This is a genomic window from Serratia nevei (assembly GCF_024160145.1).
GTDB classification, from domain to species: domain Bacteria; phylum Pseudomonadota; class Gammaproteobacteria; order Enterobacterales; family Enterobacteriaceae; genus Serratia; species Serratia nevei_A.
In genome coordinates this window covers 49250-70446 of record NZ_JAMYWQ010000003.1, presented here as the reverse complement: position 1 = coordinate 70446, position 21197 = coordinate 49250, and the positions used below count along the sequence as shown (strand labels likewise).

Here is a 21197-nt window from a genome sequence, read left to right as displayed (position 1 = left end):
GCGGGCATGAACCTGCGGCAAACGTTGCCGCACCGATAAAAAATCCGCCTTCGGGCGGATTTTTTTTATCTGTTATTGGCCGCTGCGCCCCGTCGGCTGCGTCGAGAAGCGCGCGCTGCGGGCGTCGCGCTCATAGCCTTGCGGTTCGGTCAGCAACCCGTACAGCTCGGGACGGCGTCCGTAAATCCAGCGGCGGCCGGTGCTGAGCGGGATCAGCGCCAGATCGAGCTCGGCGCTGACCATTCGGTCTTCCGCCGCCCAGGTCTCCGCCACGATGCGGCCGTAAGGATCGAGGATCATCGCGTTGCCGGTGCGCACTTCGTCATCATCGCGGCCCACGCCGTTGCTGAACAGTACAAACAAACCATTATCGTGAGCGCGGGCCGGCAGCCAGCGCATCAGCCAGCCGCGCCCGTGTTCGCCGCGAAAGGCGGCTTCTATCGCCTGCGGATCTTCTGCCCGCCGCTGCCACAGCGCCTGCGGGATCGGCTTCATGCCGTGCGGGCTGCGCGAATGGGTGCCGCCGGTCTGGTGCGGAGCCATCAGCACCTCCGCCCCCAGCAGCGCCGTCGCGCGCACATTCTCCACCAGGTTATTGTCCCAGCAGATCAAGACGCCCACGCGCACGCCCCAGGGCGTGTCGAACACCGTATAGCGGTCGCCGCTGGCGATAGCCGGGTGCTCGAAGGCGTGCAGTTTGCGGTGCACATGCAGCTCGCCGTCCGGCAGGCAAACGGCGTAGGCGTTGTAACAACGGCCGTCGTCGCCCAGTTCGATCAGCCCGACGCCGATCGCCATGTTGTAACGCTCCGCCAGCGGGCGAATGCGCGCCAGCGAAGGGCTGGTAGCGATCGGTTCCGCCAGCGCGCGCACCTCGGCGTCGGACAGATGGCGTACGTGCCAATAGCCGGTGATGCACATTTCCGGGAAGGCCAATAGCTGTATCTGCTGCTCGGCCGCCTGAGCGATAAAGCGCTCCATGGTCGACAGGTTGTCATTCTTATCGTTGGCGCGATGCTGGAATTGCACCGTGGCGGCGCGAAGTGAAGGGGTCATGGTGTCTCTCCGGTTGGGGTCTGCGTTGATTACAGCAGGTGGATTGATTACTGTATAATCAATTAAATTCCCTATTCGATAACCTGATGGAATGGATATAAAACAACTGCGCGCCCTGGTGGCGCTGGCCGAACAGGGCAACTATCGGCAGGCGGCGAGCCTGCTGTGCATCAGCCAACCGGCGCTGAGCAAGCAGATTCAAGCGCTGGAAACCCAGCTTGGCGTGCGGCTGTTCGAGCGTGGCCGACAGGGGGCGGTGCTCACCGCCGGTGGGCAGCGGCTCTACCCGGAGGCGCAGGCGCTGGTGGAACAGTACCAGCAGTTTCAGCGGCGCGCTCGGCGGGTAGCGCTCGGAGAAGCGGGGCGGCTGGCGCTGGGATTTGGCCTCTCCAGCTTCCATCTGGCGCCGCAGCTGGTGGCCGCATTCCGCCAGCGTTTTCCCGAGGTGGCCATTGGGCTGGAGGACATGCCGTCGGAGCGGCAGTATCAGCTGTTGCTGCAGGGCGAGTTGCAGGCGGGGTTCGTGCGCTTGCCGGTCACTACGCCGCTGTGCGGCGTGGCGTTACTGAGCGATCGGCTGGTGCTGGCCGCGCCGGGCGCGCTGGCGCTGCGGGCCGACGATCTGATGGCGCGTTTCACTCAGTTGCCGCTGTTGCAGCTGACCCCTAAGCGCGGGCGCGGGCTGAGCGATCAGTCGCTGCGGTTTATCGCCGCTCATCGGTTGACGCCGAACGTGGTGCAGCAGGCCGGCGATATCCAGACGCTGCTGGCGCTGGTCGCCGCCGGCGTTGGCGTCGCGCTGCTGCCGCACAGCATCACGCACATCGCGCCGGTTGGCATCGACATTCTGCCGCTGAGCGGCGAAGAGACGGAGTGGCAGGTCGGTATCGCCTGGGATCCGCAGCGCGCGGACGCGCTGCGGGACAACTTCATTCAGACGGCGTTGGCGGTGCAACGCGCTTAGGCATTCAAAGCGGGCAGTGCATCACGACGATCGGGCTCTGGTGATACTCGCTGCGGTGGCTTTCGCAGAAACCGACCTTTTTCGCCAGCGCCAGCGAAGCCTGGTTTTCCGGCGAGATGATGCAGACGGTTTTCTCGCCAGGCAGGTGCGTTTTACCCCAGGCCAGCGCCGCCCGCAGTGCCTCGGTGGCGTAGCCTTTGCCGTGCGCCGAGCTCACCAGCGTCCAGCCCATTTCCGGCGCATCGAGCGCCGGGGTAATGTCGCGCAGGAAGTTGGAAAAGCCGATGCTGCCGAGGTACTCGCCGCTCAGTTTGTCACGCACCGCCCAATACCCGTATCCTAACAGCGCCCAGTGGCCGACGTAACGCATCAGGCGCCCCCAGGAGTCTTCCCGGTCGCGCGGCGTGCCGCCGATGTAGCGCACCACCTGCGGATCGGCCCACAATGCGGCCAGCGAACCGAAGTCGTCCAGCGTGTGCGCGTCCAGCCGCAGACGTTCGGTGATAAGCGTTGGCGCGGTGTTGATGACGGTCATGTTGCTGCTCCTGCACAGGGTGAAAGGCGATGAAAAACAACGGCGTTCAGTATGCCAGAGAAATCACATCGCCAGCCACAACGGCCGGGTGAACAGAAAGCCGCTGAGGCCATCGTCGAGGCGGACCGCCGCCGCACAAGAGGCAATCGAGCAAGCGGGGCTTGGGGGGCTGACGGCAGGGGAAGAGGAAATACGAACCGGAATCAGGATGAAAGTTCGCTATCGATGCCCCATGCGGGCGCTTCACTTGCTTCAACGCCGCTGCGTTCGCGCCATTCGCGGCGTCTTTGTTCCCACCACTCTTCGTGGAAGGCTCGCATTTCTTTCAGGCGCTGTTCCTTAACGTGCTGCTGGTCAGTATGGGAGGTTATGGGGGCTACGCGGGATTTCGATGACATAGAGGCCGTCCTTTACAAACTCTACTTTGTATAAATAATGCCCTGCATGGGCGTATTTTTTCAACAAAAAATCATAAATTTTAGCTAATACCGGTCTTAACGGTGCACTGAAGATGATCCTGGCATGATACTGATAGGCAAACTTGAGAAGGGTTTCCCTGATCCCAGCTACGAATAAGCGTTCGCGTTGAAGAAGGGTGTAATGCATTGCGGTATAGGTATCGAAAGCTGAGCGCTGATGCCTGTTTGCGTCGCTCAGCGCCTTGACATCATAAAACTCCAGAGAGAAAGCATTATTGAGGAGAGCCGTCTCCACGTACACTGGGGCAAACCAATGGTGCATGTTTTGCCCAATTTTCTTGAAATCCAAATGATAGACGGCCGTTTTACCATCACCTTTTCTTACTGCAATCTGATACCGGTATGTGTCTGCTATCCCTGTGTGTGACGCCCTCACATCAATCTCCATGATAAAATCCTTTTTACTATTATTTTTCCTATAGTTATCCCCGTTGTGACGAACAGATTATTAACCGAGGCGGAGAAGATCCTCCAGCCGCCGATGAGGCTTATGCGCAGCGCCACGCAAAACTAAATGCCGCTGAACCAGTTGTAGCCCTGATCTTCCCAATACCCGCCCGGATTGACGTCGCTGACGAAGATCGCGGCGATATGTTTGGCGTTTTTGAACCCCAGTTTGGTTGGCACCCGCAGCCGCAGCGGGTAGCCATAGTCCGCCGGCAGCGCCTTGCCGCCGAAATCCAGCGCCAGGAGGGTCTGCGGGTGCAGCGCGGTGGCCATGTCGAGGCTGGAGTAGTAACGATCGGCGCATTTGAAGCCGACGTAACCGGCATTCAGATCCGCCCCGACGTGTTGCAGAAAGGTGCGTAGCGGCACGCCGCCCCATTGGCCGATGGCACTCCAGCCCTCAATGCAGATCAAACGCGTGATCTGGCTTTGCTGCGGCAGCTGCTGTAGCTGTTCCAGCGTCCAGGGGGTTTTTTTCTCCACTTTCCCGGCGACCTCAAGCCGGTAGCCGGCGAGATCGATCTCGGGAACGTTGTATTCCGGGTAAAACGCGTTGAAGGGGAAAGGGTGGGTAATCTGATCGGGCCGGTAAGTTTGCGCCAGCCGCTGGCCGCTGAACAGCCAGGCCTGCACCCGGTCGTTCCAGCGCGACATGGCCCACAGCACCTTATCCACCCGATCGCCGTCTTGCAGGTTGCAACCGGTGAGCATGGCGATCCCGCCCAGCGTCAGGCCGGAACGCAGCATCAGGCGGCGCTGCAGATTGACCAACTGCTTTTTTTGGTCCGGTTCCAGTTTTGGCGCGGTTGTCCGCGGCTTTTTCTCATTCATGTTTGCCACCCGTTATCATCGCCCACAGCGTTTTGGGCACGACGATCACCATAAAGACGTGGATCGCCACGAACAGGCCGATGCCGGCCATGGCGAAGAAATGCACGTAGCGCGCGAAATCGAACCCGCCAAACAGGGCGACCAGTCCCTGCAACTGAACCGGTTTCCAGATCGCCAGCCCGGACAGCACCAGCAATAGGCCCAGCGCCAGCACGCCGAGGTACATCAGCTTCTGGATGGCGTTGTAGTGGCCATGCCGGTGACGCAGGCGCAGCGTCAACGCCAGCCAGATATCCTGCCGTAGCGCGCCGACGCGCAGCGGCAACAGATCGCGGCGAAAATGGCCGCTGAACAGGCTCCACAGCAAATAGCAGACGGCGTTGAGCGCCAATAGCCACATCACCGCCAAATGCCAACCAATCGCGCCGCCCAGCCAACCGCCCAGCGTCATCTGCGGCGGAAAGCGGAAATCGAACAGCGGCGAGGCGTTATAGATCTCCCAACCGCTCATAAACATGCACACCATGGCGAACAGGTTGATCCAATGAGTGATTCGAACCGGCCAGCGATGCACCGGCCGCGACGCGTTGGTTTTCATGGCGTTCTCCGGTTACATCGGCGGCACGGTGCCGTCTTTGCCGGCGGAAATGCGGGTGGCGATGCGCTCGCCCTTATCGTTGACGGCGGAGAACAGCACGATGTGCACGCCCGGTTTCAGCAGGCTCACATCGCCCGGATCCAGCGTCACGATCGGCACATCCTCCGGCACGACGACGGTTTTCTGCTGGTTGCCGTAGGTGACGGTCAGGGTACGGCCGTTGGATTTCACCAGTTTGCCGACGGTGCCGTTGGTCATGGTGTCCACTTTGCCGTCGGCGGATTCCCAGGCCGAGTGCCCTTCGCCGGTGCCGCGCAGGCTGGCGGCGAATACGTGCACTTCCAGCGCTTTGAGCGTGCCGTCCGGCTGCGGCACGGCGGCGGTGCCGATAAAGCTGTCCGGTTTGATGTCGTCCAGCGTGGCTTTGGACACGCTGAGCACTTTGGTCTGATCGTTCAGCTTGACGCTGAGTGTCTCGCCTTTGCGATCGGTCAGCTGCAGATTGCCGTCGGCCACCTGGCTGATGGTACCGCGCAGCGGCGCGATGACGTTGCCCGGCGTTTGAGCGGCGGCGGCCAGGCCGCTGGCCAGCAGCAAGGTGGATAACAGTAAACCGGCTATACGATAAGGGGTAATCATAATGTTCTCCTGAAATGAGTGTGCCGGTTAAGCATGGTTGAGCCATTGGGTCAGCGCCATGGCCGTTTGATGACATTAATGTCATCAAGTTTGTCCGCCGAAGCTGCTAGTATTTTTGCAGACGTAACGAGGTGGCGAGCATGCGAATACTGGTAGTTGAAGACGATATCGGCACAGGGGATTACCTGAAGAAAGGGCTGGGGGAAGCGGGGTACGGCGTCGATTTGGCGCGCAACGGCACCGACGGGCTGTTTCGCGCGTTGGAGCACAGTTACGATGCGATCGTGCTCGATGTGATGCTGCCGGGGCTGGATGGCTGGCAGATTATCGAGGTGCTGCGCAAGAAAAGCGACGTGCCGATTCTGTTTCTCACCGCCCGCGACGGCGTGCAGGATCGCATCCACGGCCTGGAACTGGGCGCGGACGATTATCTGATTAAACCGTTTTCGTTTACCGAACTGGTGCTGCGTTTGCGCACCTTGCTGCGCCGCGGGCCGGCGCGCGAAGCCGATCATTATGCCATCGCCGATCTGCAGTTGGACGTGCTGCGCCGTCGGGCGGTGCGCCAGGATCAAGTGATCCCGTTGACCAACAAGGAGTTCATGCTGCTGCACCTGCTGGTACGGCGCGAAGGCGAAGTGCTGTCGCGCACGCAGATAGCCTCTCAGGTGTGGGACATGAATTTTGACAGCGACACCAATGTGGTTGACGTGGCCATCAAACGCCTGCGCGCCAAAATAGACCGGCCGTTCGACGTCAAGCTGATCCACAGCGTGCGCGGCATCGGCTATGTTTGCGAGCCACGCTCGTGAGCGGGCGCGCTTCACGTCGGCCGGTATCGCTGACGCTGCGCACCGCCACGCTGTTCGCGCTGGTGGCCGCGTTGGTGGTGAGTGGGACGGGCGGGTATCTGTATAGCGCCATGCGCCAGGAAATGACGCTGCGCAGCGATCTGCAGGTGACCGGGCGCGTGGAGTATTTCCGCCATTTGCTGGGGCAGCGCTTTCCTTTGGCGCGTCTTACCGCCAATAACGGCCTGTTTGAAAACATGCTGGGCAATGAACAGGACGTGCTGATTTTCCAAGTTCCAGGACAAAAGCCGCTCATCAACGTGAACCCGGCCGGGGTGGCATTGCCGCCGATCGCGCCGACGCCGGCCGGCCAGGCGCAGACGTTGGCCGCCGTGCGCGGCGGGGAAACGGCGCTGGGGGTACCGCTGCGCGCGGCTTCGGCGATGGTGCGCCTGGAAGACGGCAGCCTGTTGCAGATCTCTGCCGCGCACGTGATGGTCAACGAACAGAAGATGCTGGCGCGCTACCTGCGGCGCATCGTCGCGGCGGTGGCGGTGGCTTTCCTGCTGATTGCGCTTTTGGGGTATGGGGTCATGCGCCGGGGATTGAAGCCGTTATGGCGCATGGCGGCGCAGGCGGCGCAAATTGCGCCCAATACGCTGTCGACACGCCTCAGCGAGCAGGGGGCGCCGAAGGAGTTGCAGCAGCTGACCCGTTCGTTCAATGCGATGCTCGATCGGTTGAATGAAGGCTATCAGCGGCTGACGCAGTTTTCCGCCGATCTGGCCCATGAGATCCGCACCCCGGTGGGGGCGTTGATGGGCCAGTGCCAGGTGGCGCTTTACCAGCCCCGTAGCGTGGAGGAGTACGAAACCCTGCTGTCGAACAATATGGATGAGCTGGAGCGCATTTCCCGCATGGTGGAAAACATCCTGTTCCTGGCGCGCGCCGGCGAGGCGCAGTCTGCGTTGAACTACAGTCGACTGGATGTGGCGCTGGAGCTGCGGCGGGTGGCAGATTACTTCGAGGGGCTGGCGGAAGAACGCGGTATCGCACTGCGCTGCGAAGGAGAGGGGACGCTGAAGGCGGACGCGATGCTGTTCCAGCGCGCGTTGAGCAACCTGGTGGCTAACGCAGTGCGTTATGCCGACGAAAACAGCCGGATCGTCCTGCGGGCTGAACGGCGCGCCGATGCCTGGTGGGTACAGGTTATCAATCAGGGGCCGTCGATCGCGCCGGCACAGCTGGAAAAGCTGTTCGATCGCTTCTATCGCGCCGATCCCGCGCGCAGCGCCGGCAATCATGCCAGTGGGCTGGGGCTGTCTATCGTGCGCGCCATCATGACGCTGCACGGCGGTGAGGTTCGTGCGCAGTGTTCCGATGGCCAGGGATCTGCTTGCTTGACCTTGAGCCTGATATTCCCTTCATCAGTTCAATGAGCTACCGCGAATGTTTTCGCCCGTTGCGGAAAACGCGACAGGCGTCATTCGTAAGTTTTTCCTTTCATTATTATTTCTCATCGCCTTGGCCGAAACTGAATTTTAACATTTGCGGCGCGGCAAGCGCGTTAATTCATCGGGCTAATGCGGATGGACTGCGGTCTGTGATTACGCTCAACATTCACGTGTTATTATTTTTTTATTAAAATTTAGTTCTGCGGTCTTTTTTTAAGATGATTTTCCTTAAAATTGATAATTTGCAACACAAAAAACTAACTTTGTGGTTTTTGTCACGTCAATATATCAATGGATGTGGTGATTGGTTAACCTTTGGTTATGGTTTACAAGAAAAATCCTATATAAACGGTGGTGAGGTGAAAAAGCGTATTTCGTGGCGTTAATTGAGTGGTTTTTCTTGCCTGTGCTTGGGTATTTTCGCGAATTACCTGATTAAATATTTATTTAATATTTCATTAACATTTGACGCCAAACTATAAATGATCGCTATAGTGAAAACATGTGAATAAAATGAAATATAGATTTAATAACCATATTCTCTTTGACGCAGACACCAGAACCCTTAGCCCAACAGATTTTTCTGACGATCCCATATCCATATCCAGTCCTTCCAAACGGTTGTTGCTGTTGTTGATTGCCCACCATGGTGAGGCCGTAGGGCGTGAACTGATATTCAAGAAGGTCTGGGACGATTACGGCATGGTGTCCAGCAATAATAATCTTAATCAGTGCGTCAGCAAATTGCGTCGGGTGATTAAAAATCTTGGCGTCGAGGATGAGGTCATTGTTACGGTCCCTAAAGTGGGTTTTATGTTGCGTGATGAGATTACCATCGAGTCTTATGAGGACGCGGAAGATATTCACGGCGCGGAGCCTGCCGCGGCTGTGCCGGGATCTGCGCCCGATGCGGCGGTCAATCCGGCGTCCGACACCGTCATCGACGGGGCCTCTTCTCATCTTGGTTATTCCCGCCGTGGGTGGCTGATGTTCAGCGCGTTGGTCATGGGGGGGATCCTCATGGCTATTGCTGTCACGGCCTATTTCAGCGGCTCGGGGGCCCGGCAGGAGAGCTACCTGGGAAAGTCGGGCAACTGTAAGGTTTTCATGTCGTTGCCTGATGCCTCGGCGACGGTCAACGCCAGCCTGAATCGGGATATTCTGGCTTACGCCGCGCACCAAACGGGAGAATGCAGCGGCGATGAGTTTTTGCTGGTGGTGCGCAGCAATCAGGTCAGGGCTTACATTTCCGGCATTTCCCGCTTATTCCTGCTGCGCTGCAAGATCTTGCGTGAACATAAAATGGAGATCTGTTCAGGTTTGGAAAGCGACAATGCCGAGTTTATTAATTGACCATGGATAGCCGCTGGCCCAACGCGATTGAAAGGACAGTGGATATGACAAAAAATTAAAGTATTGAAATAGAACGTTCGATTTTCATTTGGCGGGTTGCCGTGTGGCTTTTATCGAGAGGTATTTCTCTTTCTCTACCGCTTTCTACCTCATTATGGTGATTATGTATGGTTAAAGCCGATTTCGGTGATGCGCTGCTATTTTTTGAACCCAGCTATTTAGTGAGAAGAGGAATGGAAGCCTTTCTCGTTACCCGATCACGTGACAGCTATTTTGTCGATACCCTGAGGGGGCTGGAGGGGGCCTTGAAAGAGGGAAAGCCTCGCGCGCTTATTATGGAGTTATATCATCAGAACGAATATTTGTATGATGTATTACGGTTCGTGCTGACGGCAAAAAATGTCTGGCCGGAAATTCCCTTGGTGATTTTCACCGCTGTTGAACATCCCGGTATATTAGCGTTGTTGGCGACGGATACGCGCATAGCTATAGCGGCAAAGGATGATCCTTTGCATTGCCTGAGCGATGCCATTGCGGCTGCGGGTGAGTTCTCCGGCTATCGTTCCCCGCGTATTCGCGCCCGGTTGGTGCATTCGGCGGCCGCGTTATCTGACAGTGAATGGCGAGTTTTGGCCATGATGGTTGCCGGCGCATCTCCACGAAGCATCGCCAACGTGACCCGGCGAAGTTACAAAACCATCAGCTCTCATAAACTGAATATCATGCGAAAACTGGGCCTCAATCAGGCCGGTTTTATGCGGCTTATTCTTACCCTGAGAACCCGATATCCTTCCTGACACGTGGCGATAAGCCCCTTTTCTCTACAGCGGCCGATCTGGATTGGCTGCTTCCCCCTGCGTAAATCCAATCAATCCTCCCCCTCACCGAACAACGCCGGCGCTGAAATTTTGCACCGGCAAGGGAAGGGCGAACAGAGCATATTTGTGGTTAAACAATACCCGCCTTGCAGGGGGTAAACCACAATGTGATTGTGCTTTCATCAAAGGCTTAATCCGCTTTTTAATGTGATTGATGAGGGTTAAAACATTAATTGCGGGATTTAAATCTAAATATTTGAACTTTAATAGTTAATGATTCTTTTTTGATCGGTCGGGGATATTCTTGTGGCGTCAAGCAGACTGGCTAAACGCAGTGATGCAAACGGCTGGCTGAGAATGGACGAAAGAAAACATATTCAACATTGAAGGGAGTTATACCATGAAGAAAATGACACTGGCCCTGGCGATCGTTTCCGCCTTTGCAGCGGTCAGCACAGCTCAAGCTGCCGACGTTACCGCTCAGGCGCTGGCAACCTGGTCTGCGACCGCCAAGAAAGACACCACCAGCAAACTGGTTGTGACGCCGATTGGCAGCCTGGCCTTCAACTATGCCGAAGGCATTAAAGGTTTCAACAGCCAGAAAGGCCTGTTTGACGTCACCGTGGAAGGCGATACCACGGCCACCGCTTTCAAACTGACCTCAAAACTGGTCTCCAATACGCTGACTCAGTTGGATACTTCCGGTTCTACGCTGGAAGTTGGGGTGAACTATAACGGTGCGGTGGTCGGGAAAACGGCTGAAACCATCATGATCGACACCACCGCCGGCATTTTGGGCGGCAATCTGAGTGCCCTGTCCAACGCCTACAACCAGGCCGGCCGCACCAGCGCGCAGGATCAGTTCACCTTCAGCATCATCGGCGCGACGTCAAACGGCACCACTGCCGTCACGGATTTCAGCACGCTGCCGGAAGGTATCTGGAGCGGCGACGTCAGCGTCGAGTTCAACGCGACCTGGACTTCCTAATCCCCGAACGATCTGCATCTGGCAGGGGGGAGACCTCCTGCTATTTATCGCTCATCAACGCCAGTGGAATACCGCAATGACACGCTTTTCTCTCGCCGCCACCCTGATGTTAATGCTGCTGCGGCCGGCTTTGGCTCTCGATGTGGGTGAGATCAGCTCCTTCATGCCAGGCGACAGCGCGCGCCTGAGCAAGGAAATCAAAAACACCACCGACAGCGGCCGGCTGGTGAACATCAAGATCGAACGCATTTCCAGCCCCCTGGCCTCCGGGAGGGCGATCCCGATGGGCAGCCGGGATGAAATGCTGCTGTCGCCCGCCAGCCTGATCCTGCCGGCCAACGCCAGCGATGTGATTCGCTTTTACTACCAGGGGCCGAATGACGCTCAGGAGCGCTACTACCGCATCGTTTGGTTTGATCAGGCGCTGAGCGAGGCGGGGCAAAACTCGGCTCGGCGCAATGCCGTGGCCACCACGTCGGCGCGCATCGGCACCATTTTGGTGGTGGCGCCTCGGCAGGATCGCTTCGCCTATCAGTTTGCCAACGGACGGATCAAAAACACCGGCAACGCCACGTTCAAAGTGGTGGCCTACGGCAATTGCAGGAACAAGCAAGACGGCAGCGACTGCAAGGAAAATTATTTCGTGATGCCGGGGAAGGATCGCGCCTTCAGCAAGGTTGACGTCAACGATAAAAAAGGGCGCGTCGCGCTGTGGCACGGCGAACAGTTTATCCCGGTGAAGTAATGCGCGCGTTATCCACGATGGATGCAAAACAATCACGCAAGGAGTGGCATGTGAACGCTGTGCTGTTGAAAACGCTTTTGGCTGCCGGTGCGCTGGCGCTCCCGACGCTGTTGCCTGGCCGCATGGCGATGGCGGCCGGTTTGACGCAGATTAACGGCGTACTGATCCCGCAAACCTTCAGCCTGGCGTTGCGCGAGGGGATGAGTATTCCGCTGTTGTTGCATTATGAAAAGAGCGATGGCGTCAAAGACGACAGCCGCATCGGGCATGCCTTTCTCTACCTGGATCAGGCCAGGCTGAAGATTCGTCGGGTGACGCTGGAGGATAACGACGACGGCGCCCGGCTGACGGCGGCGATTGCCGGCCAGCTGCAGGCTTTGCAGGATGCGCCATTCGATCGGCAGCAGCATATCCGGGTCGCGGACGACGCCTGGCTGGCGCTGGATTTCCGGCAGCTCAACCTGCAGCTGGTGGTGAAAGAATCCGCGTTGGGGACGGTGCTGCGCGCCCGCTCGAGCGACATCGGCGCGTCCAGCGTGGATGCCGTAAGCAGCACGCTGGATTATAACCTCGGGGTCTACGATAACCGGGCCCGCGCCAGCGAAGGCAACACCTCCAGTTATTTATCGCTCAACAGCGTCACGGCGTTGCGTGAACACCACGTGGAGTTGAACGCTTCAATCTACGGTATCGGCAGCGGCGATGAAAACGCCACGCTGTACAAAGCGATGTACGAGCGTGATTTCGCCGGCCGCCGTTTCGCCGCCGGCATGCTGGACAGCTGGAATCTGCAGTCGCTGGGGCCGGTCACGACCATCAACTCGAGCAAGATTTATGGTCTGTCCTACGGCAACCGCGCCAACTCGACGGTATTCGATAATTCCCAATCGCTGACGCCGATCGTGGTTTTTTTCCCCTCGGCCGGCGAGGTGCATCTGTCGCGCGACGGGCGGCTGCTCAGCGTACAAAACTTCACGATGGGCAACCATGAAGTGGACACCGGCAGTTTGCCCTACGGCATTTATGACGTAGAGGTGGAGGTCGTGGTCAACGGCAAAGTGGTGGATAAACGCATGCAACGAGTGAATAAATTGTTCAGCCCCAATCGCGGCACGAATGCGCCGCTGGCCTGGCAATTCTGGGGCGGGATGCTGCGCATGGACGACTGGCGCGGCGAACGGGATCGCCACCGCCCGGCGAAGGACTCTTATTTGCTTGGCGCTTCGGCTACCGGCAATCTGCAAACGCTTAATTGGGCGCTGTCGGGGTATTCGTTTGACGGCAACGCCGTCGGTGAGAGCCGCATCAGCCTGCCGGTGACCGAGTCGATTCAGATCAACCTGCAAAATATGGCGGCCTCCGATCGCTCCTGGAGTTTGGTCAACAGCGTCAGCGCCGCGTTGCCCGGCGGCTTCAGCAGCGTATGGATCAATCAGGAGAAAACGCAGATTGGCGATCGTCTGAGGCAAAATGACGCCTATAACCGCGCCGTTGGCGGCAGCCTTAACCTGGGCGCGCTGTGGTCTCCGCTGGGCACCCTGAGCGCCAGCTACAACGACGATAAGAAGAACGACAGTCACTATTACAACGCCGATTATTACCAGAATATCTTTACCGGCCGCTTCGGCACGCTGGGCGTACGTGCGGGTGTGCAACGCTATAACAACGGCAGCAGTAACGCCAATACCGGCAAGTACATCGCGCTCGATTTTTCACTGCCGATGGGCAACTGGTTCAGCGCCGGCGTTTCCAACCAGAATGGCTACACCACCGCCAACCTGGCGGCGCGCAAGGACATCAAGGACGGGCCGATCCGCACCCTGGGCGCTAACCTGTCGCGGGCGATTTCCGGTGATACCCGCAGCGACAGCCGCTTCAACGGTGGCGGCTATGCGCGCTTCGACACCAAGTATTCCGCCGGCACGCTCAACGTCAGCAGCTCCGCCGATGGCTACGTTAACAGCAGCCTGACCGCGAGCGGCAGCGTGGGTTGGCAAGGGCGTGATATTGCCATCAGCGGCCGCAACGAAGGCAACGCCGGGATTATCTTCAATACCGGCATTGAAAACGACGGCCTGCTGACCGCACGGGTTGACGGCCGGATGGTGAAGCTGAGCGGCAATAAGAATTACCTGCCGTTATCGCCGTACGGTCAGTACGACGTTGAGCTGATGAACAACAAGAACTCGGCGGAGAGCTTCGACATCGTCACCAGGCGCAAGAGCAAGCTCACCCTGTATCCGGGCAACGTGGCGGTGATCTCGCCGGAGATAAAACAGATGGTGACGGTTTTCGGCCGCATCAAGGCGGAGGACGGCACGCTGCTGGCCAACGCCTATATCAAGAACCATATCGGCCGCACCCGCACCGATGAGAAAGGCGAATTTATCATGGACGTCGACAAGAAATTCCCGGTTATCGATTTTACCCACGGCGGCAATCAGACATGCGAAGTGGATTTGGATTTGAGCAAGGCGCAAGGCGCCGTGTGGGTCGGCGACGTGGTCTGCACCGGGCTGAAAACCTATGCGGGCAATATGCCATCCGGGGAGTCTGACCATGAGAGCTAACGTTGCGCTGTTGTTGGCGCTGGTCGCCCCCGCGCTGCAGGCGGCGGTCAGCGAGACCAACTGGCCGGATGCGGCGGTAATGAAGTTTGTCTTCGTGGAGAACAACGCCGACGACAACTTTTTCGTCACGCCGGCCGGCGGGCTGGATCCGCGCATGACCGGTGCCAACAAGTGGACCGGGCTAAAATACGGCGGTTCAGGCACTGTCTATCAGCAAAGCCTGGGGTACGTGGATAATGGTTACAACACGGGGCTGAATGCCAACTGGCGCTATGACATGTGGCTGGAAAATGCGCCGATCAAGAATCCGTTCCTCGGCTTGCGCTGCATCAACTGGTATGCCGGCTGTAATATGGATACCAGCTTGATTCTGCCGCAGACCACCGACGAAAAGGGATTTTACGGTGCCGTGGTCACACCCGGCGGCGCAAAATGGATGCACGGCATGATGTCGCCGAGCTTCTATCAGTATCTGAAACAGATGGCGGCGGGCGAAGCTTTCAGCATGCAGATCAACGGTTGCCAAACGTCGGTGGCTTACGACGCCGCGGCCGGCGGCCGCTGTCGGGATCAGGCCAGCGGCCGCTGGTACAAGCGCACCGTCACGCACAGCAAGGCGGCCCACCTGCGCTTTGTCAATACCAACGCCGTATCGGAAGTGTTCGTCAACAGCGATGGGGTGCCGATCATCGGCGAGGGCAATGCCGATTGCAAGAACCAGACCATCGGCGCCCGCTCAGGCATCATGTGCAAGATGGTCAACTACGATTTGCAGACCGACGGCAGCGTCAGCAATACCTCGATTCATATTTTCCCGGCGATTAACCATGCGGCGCTGTCATCCGCGGTGAACGCCGCCGACCTGCAGTTCAGTCTGAACGGCAACACCTGGAAAAACACGTCGGGCACCGGCAGCTACTATACCTTTAACGAGTTGAAGAGCAGCAACGCCGTCTATGTGTTCTTCTCCAGCAACTTCTTCAAACAGATGGTCGCACTGGGGATTTCCGACAGCGGCACCCGCGATCTGATCAATTTCCGTTTTCAGAACACCACCTCGCCGGAGTCGGGATGGTATGAGTTTTCCACCTCAAACCAGCTGATTATCAAGCCGCGCGATTTCAGCATCAGCATCATTTCCGATGATTACGACAACAGCCCACACCGTGAAGGCTATGTCGGCCCGACGGAGCCGGCGCTGGAGTTCGGCTACTTCGTGACCACCAGCGGCAAAACCGCTGCCGATCAGGTGAGGGTGATGGCGACCGGGCCGACTCAGGCGATCGACGGGGTGAACTACTGCCTCTTTTCTTCTGCGGATAACAGTACCCGGGTGCCGTTCCCCGCCACCCTCGGCATCACCACCAGCACCAACGGCCAGCAGAGCTTCGCCGCCGGTTGCGATGGCCAGTGGCACGACATGACCAACGCGCTCTGGAGCAGCACCCCGTGGAATGATATCTCCGGCGAAGTGGGGGTGCTGAACAAGACCCGCGTGACCTTTAGCATTCCAATGAATAATCCGATCTCGCTGAGAACCGTCGACGGCAACGGTTGGTATGGCGACGTCAGCGCCGCCGGTGAAATTCATGTCGAAGCCACCTGGCGCAACATCAATTGAGGACAGGGTGTGAAACTTGTGCTGATAGGGTTGCTGTGTTTGTCTTTCCCCTTTACCACCGCCGCGATCAATGTCGGTACCCTGACGTTTGCCATGGATCAGGATCGCTCATTCACCGCCAAGCGGGTGTTGAATAACAACCGCAGCGCGCGCCTGTATCAGGTGAGCATTCGCGCCATCGATCGGCCGGGAGAACGCGAGGTGCGCAGCCGGCCGGCGGATGGCGAACTGCTGTTCGCGCCGCGTCAACTGACGCTACAGGCCGGGCAGGCGGAGTACTACAAATTTTTCTACCGCGGGCCGCAGGATAATCGCGAGCGTTATTACCGGGTATCATTTCGCGAAGTGCCTACCCGGTTGTTCGAGCCGGGGCCGCGTCAGGGCGCCGGCGTCAACCTGGAGCCGATCGTGGTGATGGACACCATTCTGGTGGTGCGCCCGCGCCAGGTAAACTTTGCCTATCGGCTCGATACCCAACGCGGCACGCTCACCAACACCGGTAACACCTACTTCAAGTTCCTGCTCAAGCCGGGCTGCAACAGTACGGATGAAGAGGGCGTCACCGAATACCTGCGCCCCGGCGATACGCTGACCCATGCGGGCATTCGGCTGAAAGGGCAGAAATTCATTATTTATAACGACAAGTTTATCAGCGTCGATCGCAGCTGCCTCGATTAACGCGGCGGAATGGCGAAGCGGAAGCAGGCGCCACTGTGCGCTTGTTCGATCAGCTGAATATCGCTGTCGTGCAGCTGCAGAATGCGCCGCACGATCATCAGGCCCAGCCCGCCGGAAGGGCGCCGGGTGCCGCTCAGGACAGACGGGCGCACGAACAGATCGGCGCGCAGCGTTTGCGGAATGCCGGGGCCGCTGTCGCTGACCTGCACCATCACCCGATCGTCTTGCCGCCACAGCCGCACGCCAATGTCGCCGCCGGGCGGCGTATGGCGAATGGCGTTGTCCAGCAGGTTGGTCAGCACCCGCTCAATCATGCTGAGATCGGCGAACACCGGTGGAATGCCAGGGGGAATGTCGGCGTGCAGCCGCTGGTTGCGCGCCTCCGCCGCCAGCTCGAACTTTTGGAACACGTCTTGCAACAGCTCGCTGAGGGAAAAAGGCTCTTTCTGCGGTTTCACCACGCCGTACTCCAGCCGCGCCAGCTCGAACAGCTCCTGCGCCAGTTTGCCCACCTTGCGGCTCTGTGCCAGCGCGATCTCCAGATAGCGCCGCCGATCGGCTTCGCTCAGGGTGGCGGCCTTGACCGACAGCGTCTCCAGATAGCCGTGCAGCGAGGTGAGCGGGGTGCGCAGATCGTGCGAGACGTTGGCGATGAATTCACGCCGCAGCCGATCCTGCTGCGCCAGCGTTTGCCACTGTTCGGCAAGGCGCTGCGCCATGCGGTGAAAGGCCTGGTGCAGCTGGCTGACTTCGTCGCGCCCGGGCCGTACCGCCGGCAGCGCCGCGTAGGCCTGCACCGCCTCGATGCCGCCGCTGTCCAGCGCGCTGACCTGCCGGGTCAGGCGACGGATAGGGCGCGTCACCCAATAAAACGCGAAGCCGCCGGCCAGCAGGCTGAACAGCACCATCAGCCCTGAGGTCCACAGCGCCATCCTGACCGCCGAGTTGAACTGGGCGTTGCTGGCCAGCGCCGTGTAATCCTCGCCGAGCAGCACCACGTACAGGTAGCCTTCGATCCGGCCATCGACCTTGAGCGGCGCGACGCTGAACACCTTGCGCCCGTCCGCGCTGCGCGGATCGTCGCCATACACCGGCATCGGCGCGCCACCGAGCAGCGCCTGCAGCGGCGGCAACGCGACCCGCTGCCGCTTCAGATGCCCGGCCGGCGCGGCGTTGCCGATAATCGTGCCCTGCTTGTCGAGCAGGTAAACCTCAACGCTGGGATTCACCGCCATCAGCTGATCGAACAGGGTATGCACCGCCTGCGGATCCGGCCCGTTCACCCCCAGCAGCGGGTTGCTGTCGGCGATATGCTGCGCCAGGTTGCCGGACAGGCGCTGGATCACCGCCTGGCTGTACTGGGTGCTGCTGCGCACCTGCATCCAGCCGGAAAAGGCGCAGCCGATGACGATCAGCAGCGCGAAGATCAGCGTGAGGCGTTGCGCTAACGTAAGGTTTTTCATGGCTCACTCTTGCGGCGCGGCCGCGAATTTATAGCCCATGCCCCACACCGTGAGGATGCGCTCGGGTTCCGCCGGGTTGCGCTCGATCTTGATGCGCAGCCGGTTGATATGGGTGTTGACGGTGTGCTCATACCCCTCGTGCTGATAGCCCCAGACCTGATTCAACAGGCTCAGGCGCGAGAACACCTGGCCCGGGTGGCGGGCGAAAAAGTACAGCAGGTCGAATTCGCGCGGCGTCAGCTCGACCGGCTGCTGGTGCAGGTGCACTTCGCGGGCGATGGGGTCGATGGTCAGATCGTTGAAGCTGAGCACGCCGGCGTCCATGCGCAGGTTGCGGCTCATCGCTTCCTGGCGGCGAAACAGCGCCTTGACCCGCGCCACCAGCTCCAGCATGGAGAAGGGCTTGGCCAGATAGTCGTCGGCGCCCAGCTCCAGCCCCAGCACGCGATGCACCTCGCTGGAGCGCGCGCTGGTGATGATGATCGGCGTGTAGCGCGTCATGGTGCGCGCCCGGCGGCAAATCTCCAATCCGTCCACGCCCGGCAGCATCAGATCGAGGATCAGGGCGTCCCAGCCGCCCTGATCCAGCATCGCCATGCCCCGGTTGCCGTCGGCTGCGTGGCTGATGGCGTACCCCTCGTCGCGCAGATGCAGCTGCAGCAGCTCGGCGATGTCGCCGTCGTCCTCGACGATCAAAATTCGTTTTGGCTTGTCCATTCTCATTACCGCTGATTGCCCGTTTCTCTCTGAAGTCTACACAACCCCCCGCGGCGGAGTTATCACATTTTATTTAACTTTGCGTGAGGTCTTGGGGAACAAATTCGGGGAATACTCGGCTCATCGCCTCATTGGTCGCCAGGAGTTCGCATGAGCCTCACCCTCACCCCGGAACAACGACAGACGGTGCACCCGCTGTGGCTGCGGTTGACGCACTGGCTGAATGCGCTGGCGATGCTGATCATGGTGACCAGCGGCTGGCGCATCTACAACGCCTCGCCGCTGTTCAACTTCAGCTTTCTCAATGAGCTGACGCTCGGCGGCTGGCTGGGCGGCGCGCTGCAGTGGCACTTCGCCGGCATGTGGCTGTTCGGCGTCAACGGGCTGTGCTACCTGCTGATCAATCTGGCCAGCGGGCGTTTCAAACGCAAGTATTGGCCGCTCAGCCCACGGCAGTTTCTCGCCGATGCCGGCGCCGCGCTGCGCGGCAGGCTGCAACACGCCGACCTGCGCCACTACAACATGGTGCAACGCGTGGCCTATCTGTCGGTGATGATCCTCGGCGCGTTGAGCGCCCTGTCCGGGCTGGTGCTGTGGAAATCGGTGCAGTTTCCGCTGCTGCGCACGCTGCTCGGCGGCTATGAGGCGGCGCGCTATATCCACTTTTTTGCCATGTCGGCGCTGGTGGCCTTCGTCGCGATTCACCTGGTGATGGTGGCGTTGGTGCCCCGGACGCTGCTGGCCATGCTGCGCGGACGCTAAGGAGTTCACGATGGAAAAGGATAAACGGATCATGACGATCGATGAAGGGCAGGCGATTGTCAAAGAAGCGCAGCGGCTGTTGAGCGCGTCGTCGCGCCGCCGCTTCCTGCGCAACGGCCTGACGCTGGGCGGCATCGCCATGCTCACCGGCTGCGATCTCAGCGATAACGCCAACGTCGAACAGGCGCTGAGCCGCATCTCGCGCTTCAACGATCGGGTACAGGGCTGGCTGTTCAACGGCGATCGCCTGGCGCCGGTCTACCCGGAATCGATGATCACCCGGCCGTTCCCGTTCAACGCTTTCTACGCCGAGGAGGACGCGCCGGACATCAACGGTGACGACTACCGGCTGGAGGTGGCCGGACGGGTGCAAGACAAACGCGCCTGGAGCCTGCCGCAGCTGCACCGAATGGCGCAGGTCAGCCAGGTAACGCGCCATATCTGCGTCGAGGGCTGGAGCGCCATCGGCAAGTGGGGCGGCGTGCCGTTCGCGACCTTTCTCAAGGCGATCGGCGCGGATCTGAGCGCCCGCTACGTCAGCTTCAAATGCGCCGACGACTACTACACCAGCATCGACATGGCCACCGCGCTGCATCCGCAGACGATTATCGCGCTGACCTATGACGGCCAGATCTTGCCGCGCAAGTACGGCTACCCGATGAAGCTGCGCATGCCGACCAAGCTGGGCTACAAGAATCCGAAACACATTCAGGTGATCGAGATCACCAACCGCTTCCCGGGCGGTTACTGGGAAGACCAGGGTTATAACTGGTTTGGCGGCAGCTGAGGCGGCCGCCGGCCATTCTCCGGCACTCCGTGCCTTTGACATGACGGAAGGAAATACCATGAAAAAGTTATTCGCAATGATGATGTGCAGCGCGCTGATGCTGGGCGTGGCCGGTGCCAACGCCGCCGATGGCATGAGCAAAGACGCGATGAAAAAGGACGGCATGAGCCAGATGTCTCATGACGGCATGGCCAAAGACGGCATGAAGAAAGCGTGCATGGACAAGGAGTGCATGAAGAAAGACGCCATGAAAAAGGATGGCATGGCGAAAGACGGTATGGCCAAAGACGGCATGAAGAAAGACGAAATGAAGAAGGACGCGATGGGGCACTAAGCCGCCGCACCCCGCGGCCGCAAGCGGGCGAACCGCGGCGGCCGTGGGCAACATAAGGAGAGAGGATGATGCTGGCGACATGGCTGCGGCGCTTTCAGCGCTCGAACGGCGACGTTATCTTTATGCGCGCAGCGCTGGTGGTGATCTTCGCCGCCTTCGGTTACGCCAAATGGTTTGATTACGAGGCGCAGGGGCTGGTACCGCTGATCGGCAACAGCCCGCTGCTGAGCTGGATGCATCAGGCGTTCGGCATCCGCGGCGCCAGCTATGCGCTGGGCGTCGCCGAGTGGAGCTTCGGTTTGCTGCTGCTGGCGGGATTCTGGTCGCGGCGGCTGGGCTTGCTGGGGGCGATCGGATCGACGGTAACCTACCTGACCACGCTGACGCTGATCTTTTCCACGCCGGGGGCCTGGGAGCCTTCCGCCGGCGGTTTTCCGGCCATGGCCGGCGCCACCAGTTTTTTAATCAAGGATTTGGTGTTGCTGGCCGGTTCCCTGGTGCTGCTGAAAGCCGACTTGCCGGCCGAGCCGGCATAAAAAAGGGCGTAGCCTGGCTACGCCCTCTCGT

At 59.4% G+C, this 21197-nt stretch carries 22 protein-coding genes; 14 read left to right on the top strand and 8 right to left on the bottom strand.

The window, feature by feature from the left end:
• Positions 1 to 72: 72 nt before the first annotated feature.
• Complete coding sequence (locus M6G53_RS03745; RefSeq protein WP_253329044.1) at positions 73 to 1056, bottom strand: nitrilase family protein; 984 nt, start codon at positions 1054 to 1056, stop codon at positions 73 to 75.
• A 91-nt stretch (positions 1057 to 1147) separates the two neighbouring features.
• Here M6G53_RS03745 and M6G53_RS03740 point away from each other — a divergent pair, with 91 nt between their 5' ends.
• Positions 1148 to 2020 carry a LysR family transcriptional regulator gene (locus tag M6G53_RS03740; protein WP_253329036.1) on the top strand — a complete coding sequence of 291 codons (873 nt, stop codon included), beginning with the start codon at positions 1148 to 1150 and terminating at the stop codon, positions 2018 to 2020.
• A gap of 4 nt (positions 2021 to 2024) precedes the next feature.
• Here the strand turns inward: M6G53_RS03740 and M6G53_RS03735 are convergent, their stop codons facing one another.
• From M6G53_RS03735 to M6G53_RS03715, 5 genes are all read right to left on the bottom strand, one after another.
• Entirely contained in the window at positions 2025 to 2555 is a 531-nt protein-coding gene (locus M6G53_RS03735; RefSeq protein ID WP_253329034.1) for a GNAT family N-acetyltransferase, read from the bottom strand.
• A gap of 354 nt (positions 2556 to 2909) precedes the next feature.
• Entirely contained in the window at positions 2910 to 3422 is a 513-nt protein-coding gene (locus M6G53_RS03730; protein WP_253329032.1) for a hypothetical protein, read from the bottom strand.
• 122 nt (positions 3423 to 3544) lie between these two features.
• A complete protein-coding gene (locus M6G53_RS03725) occupies positions 3545 to 4312 on the bottom strand; it encodes a molybdopterin-dependent oxidoreductase (protein ID WP_253329030.1) in 768 nt (255 codons plus the stop codon).
• Positions 4305 to 4910 carry a cytochrome b/b6 domain-containing protein gene (locus tag M6G53_RS03720; protein ID WP_063988827.1) on the bottom strand — a complete coding sequence of 202 codons (606 nt, stop codon included), beginning with the start codon at positions 4908 to 4910 and terminating at the stop codon, positions 4305 to 4307. Before M6G53_RS03720 ends, M6G53_RS03725 begins: the two co-directional genes overlap by 8 nt.
• 12 nt (positions 4911 to 4922) lie before the next feature.
• Positions 4923 to 5549 carry a hypothetical protein gene (locus M6G53_RS03715; protein ID WP_253329028.1) on the bottom strand — a complete coding sequence of 209 codons (627 nt, stop codon included), beginning with the start codon at positions 5547 to 5549 and terminating at the stop codon, positions 4923 to 4925.
• Positions 5550 to 5689: 140 nt separating this feature from the next.
• On the opposite strand from M6G53_RS03715, the gene M6G53_RS03710 reads away from it, so the two are divergent.
• The 9 genes from M6G53_RS03710 to M6G53_RS03670 all read left to right on the top strand — a co-directional run bounded on the left by M6G53_RS03710 (position 5690) and on the right by M6G53_RS03670 (position 16567).
• On the top strand, positions 5690 to 6361 hold the full coding sequence (locus M6G53_RS03710; RefSeq protein WP_253329026.1) for a heavy metal response regulator transcription factor: 672 nt from the start codon (positions 5690 to 5692) through the stop codon (positions 6359 to 6361).
• Positions 6358 to 7779 carry a heavy metal sensor histidine kinase gene (locus M6G53_RS03705; protein WP_253329025.1) on the top strand — a complete coding sequence of 474 codons (1422 nt, stop codon included), beginning with the start codon at positions 6358 to 6360 and terminating at the stop codon, positions 7777 to 7779. The genes M6G53_RS03710 and M6G53_RS03705 overlap by 4 nt, the downstream gene beginning before the upstream one ends.
• Positions 7780 to 8307: 528 nt before the next feature.
• Complete coding sequence (locus tag M6G53_RS03700; protein WP_253329023.1) at positions 8308 to 9147, top strand: winged helix-turn-helix domain-containing protein; 840 nt, start codon at positions 8308 to 8310, stop codon at positions 9145 to 9147.
• Positions 9148 to 9314: 167 nt separating this feature from the next.
• Positions 9315 to 9944: a helix-turn-helix transcriptional regulator gene (locus M6G53_RS03695; protein ID WP_253329020.1), complete on the top strand. Its 630-nt coding sequence runs from the start codon at positions 9315 to 9317 to the stop codon at positions 9942 to 9944.
• Positions 9945 to 10365: 421 nt separating this feature from the next.
• Entirely contained in the window at positions 10366 to 10953 is a 588-nt protein-coding gene (gene ecpA / locus M6G53_RS03690; RefSeq protein ID WP_253329018.1) for a common pilus major fimbrillin subunit EcpA, read from the top strand.
• 76 nt (positions 10954 to 11029) lie between these two features.
• On the top strand, positions 11030 to 11698 hold the full coding sequence (locus M6G53_RS03685; RefSeq protein WP_253329016.1) for an EcpB family pilus assembly chaperone: 669 nt from the start codon (positions 11030 to 11032) through the stop codon (positions 11696 to 11698).
• A 50-nt stretch (positions 11699 to 11748) separates the two neighbouring features.
• A complete protein-coding gene (locus M6G53_RS03680; RefSeq protein ID WP_366519477.1) occupies positions 11749 to 14268 on the top strand; it encodes a CS1-pili formation C-terminal domain-containing protein in 2520 nt (839 codons plus the stop codon).
• Complete coding sequence (gene ecpD / locus M6G53_RS03675; protein WP_253329014.1) at positions 14258 to 15889, top strand: fimbrial adhesin EcpD; 1632 nt, start codon at positions 14258 to 14260, stop codon at positions 15887 to 15889. The genes M6G53_RS03680 and ecpD overlap by 11 nt, the downstream gene beginning before the upstream one ends.
• A gap of 9 nt (positions 15890 to 15898) precedes the next feature.
• The gene (locus M6G53_RS03670; protein ID WP_436286515.1) at positions 15899 to 16567 is read left to right on the top strand and encodes a fimbrial biogenesis chaperone; all 669 of its coding nucleotides are present in this window, start codon (positions 15899 to 15901) and stop codon (positions 16565 to 16567) included.
• On the opposite strand, the gene M6G53_RS03665 is transcribed toward M6G53_RS03670, so the two are convergent.
• Complete coding sequence (locus M6G53_RS03665) at positions 16564 to 18030, bottom strand: sensor histidine kinase (protein WP_253329012.1); 1467 nt, start codon at positions 18028 to 18030, stop codon at positions 16564 to 16566. The genes M6G53_RS03670 and M6G53_RS03665 overlap by 4 nt on opposite strands.
• 3 nt (positions 18031 to 18033) lie before the next feature.
• On the bottom strand, positions 18034 to 18747 hold the full coding sequence (locus M6G53_RS03660) for a winged helix-turn-helix domain-containing protein (RefSeq protein ID WP_253329011.1): 714 nt from the start codon (positions 18745 to 18747) through the stop codon (positions 18034 to 18036).
• A gap of 150 nt (positions 18748 to 18897) precedes the next feature.
• Between M6G53_RS03660 and M6G53_RS03655 the strand changes: the two genes are divergently transcribed.
• The 4 genes from M6G53_RS03655 to M6G53_RS03640 all read left to right on the top strand — a co-directional run bounded on the left by M6G53_RS03655 (position 18898) and on the right by M6G53_RS03640 (position 21166).
• Positions 18898 to 19509, top strand: a complete 612-nt coding sequence (locus M6G53_RS03655; protein ID WP_061872175.1) for a cytochrome b/b6 domain-containing protein — start codon at positions 18898 to 18900, stop codon at positions 19507 to 19509.
• 10 nt (positions 19510 to 19519) lie between these two features.
• On the top strand, positions 19520 to 20296 hold the full coding sequence (locus M6G53_RS03650; protein ID WP_253329009.1) for a molybdopterin-dependent oxidoreductase: 777 nt from the start codon (positions 19520 to 19522) through the stop codon (positions 20294 to 20296).
• A 58-nt stretch (positions 20297 to 20354) separates the two neighbouring features.
• Positions 20355 to 20630: a pentapeptide MXKDX repeat protein gene (locus M6G53_RS03645; RefSeq protein ID WP_253329007.1), complete on the top strand. Its 276-nt coding sequence runs from the start codon at positions 20355 to 20357 to the stop codon at positions 20628 to 20630.
• A gap of 65 nt (positions 20631 to 20695) precedes the next feature.
• Positions 20696 to 21166, top strand: a complete 471-nt coding sequence (locus M6G53_RS03640) for a YkgB family protein (protein ID WP_253329005.1) — start codon at positions 20696 to 20698, stop codon at positions 21164 to 21166.
• Positions 21167 to 21197: the final 31 nt, after the last annotated feature.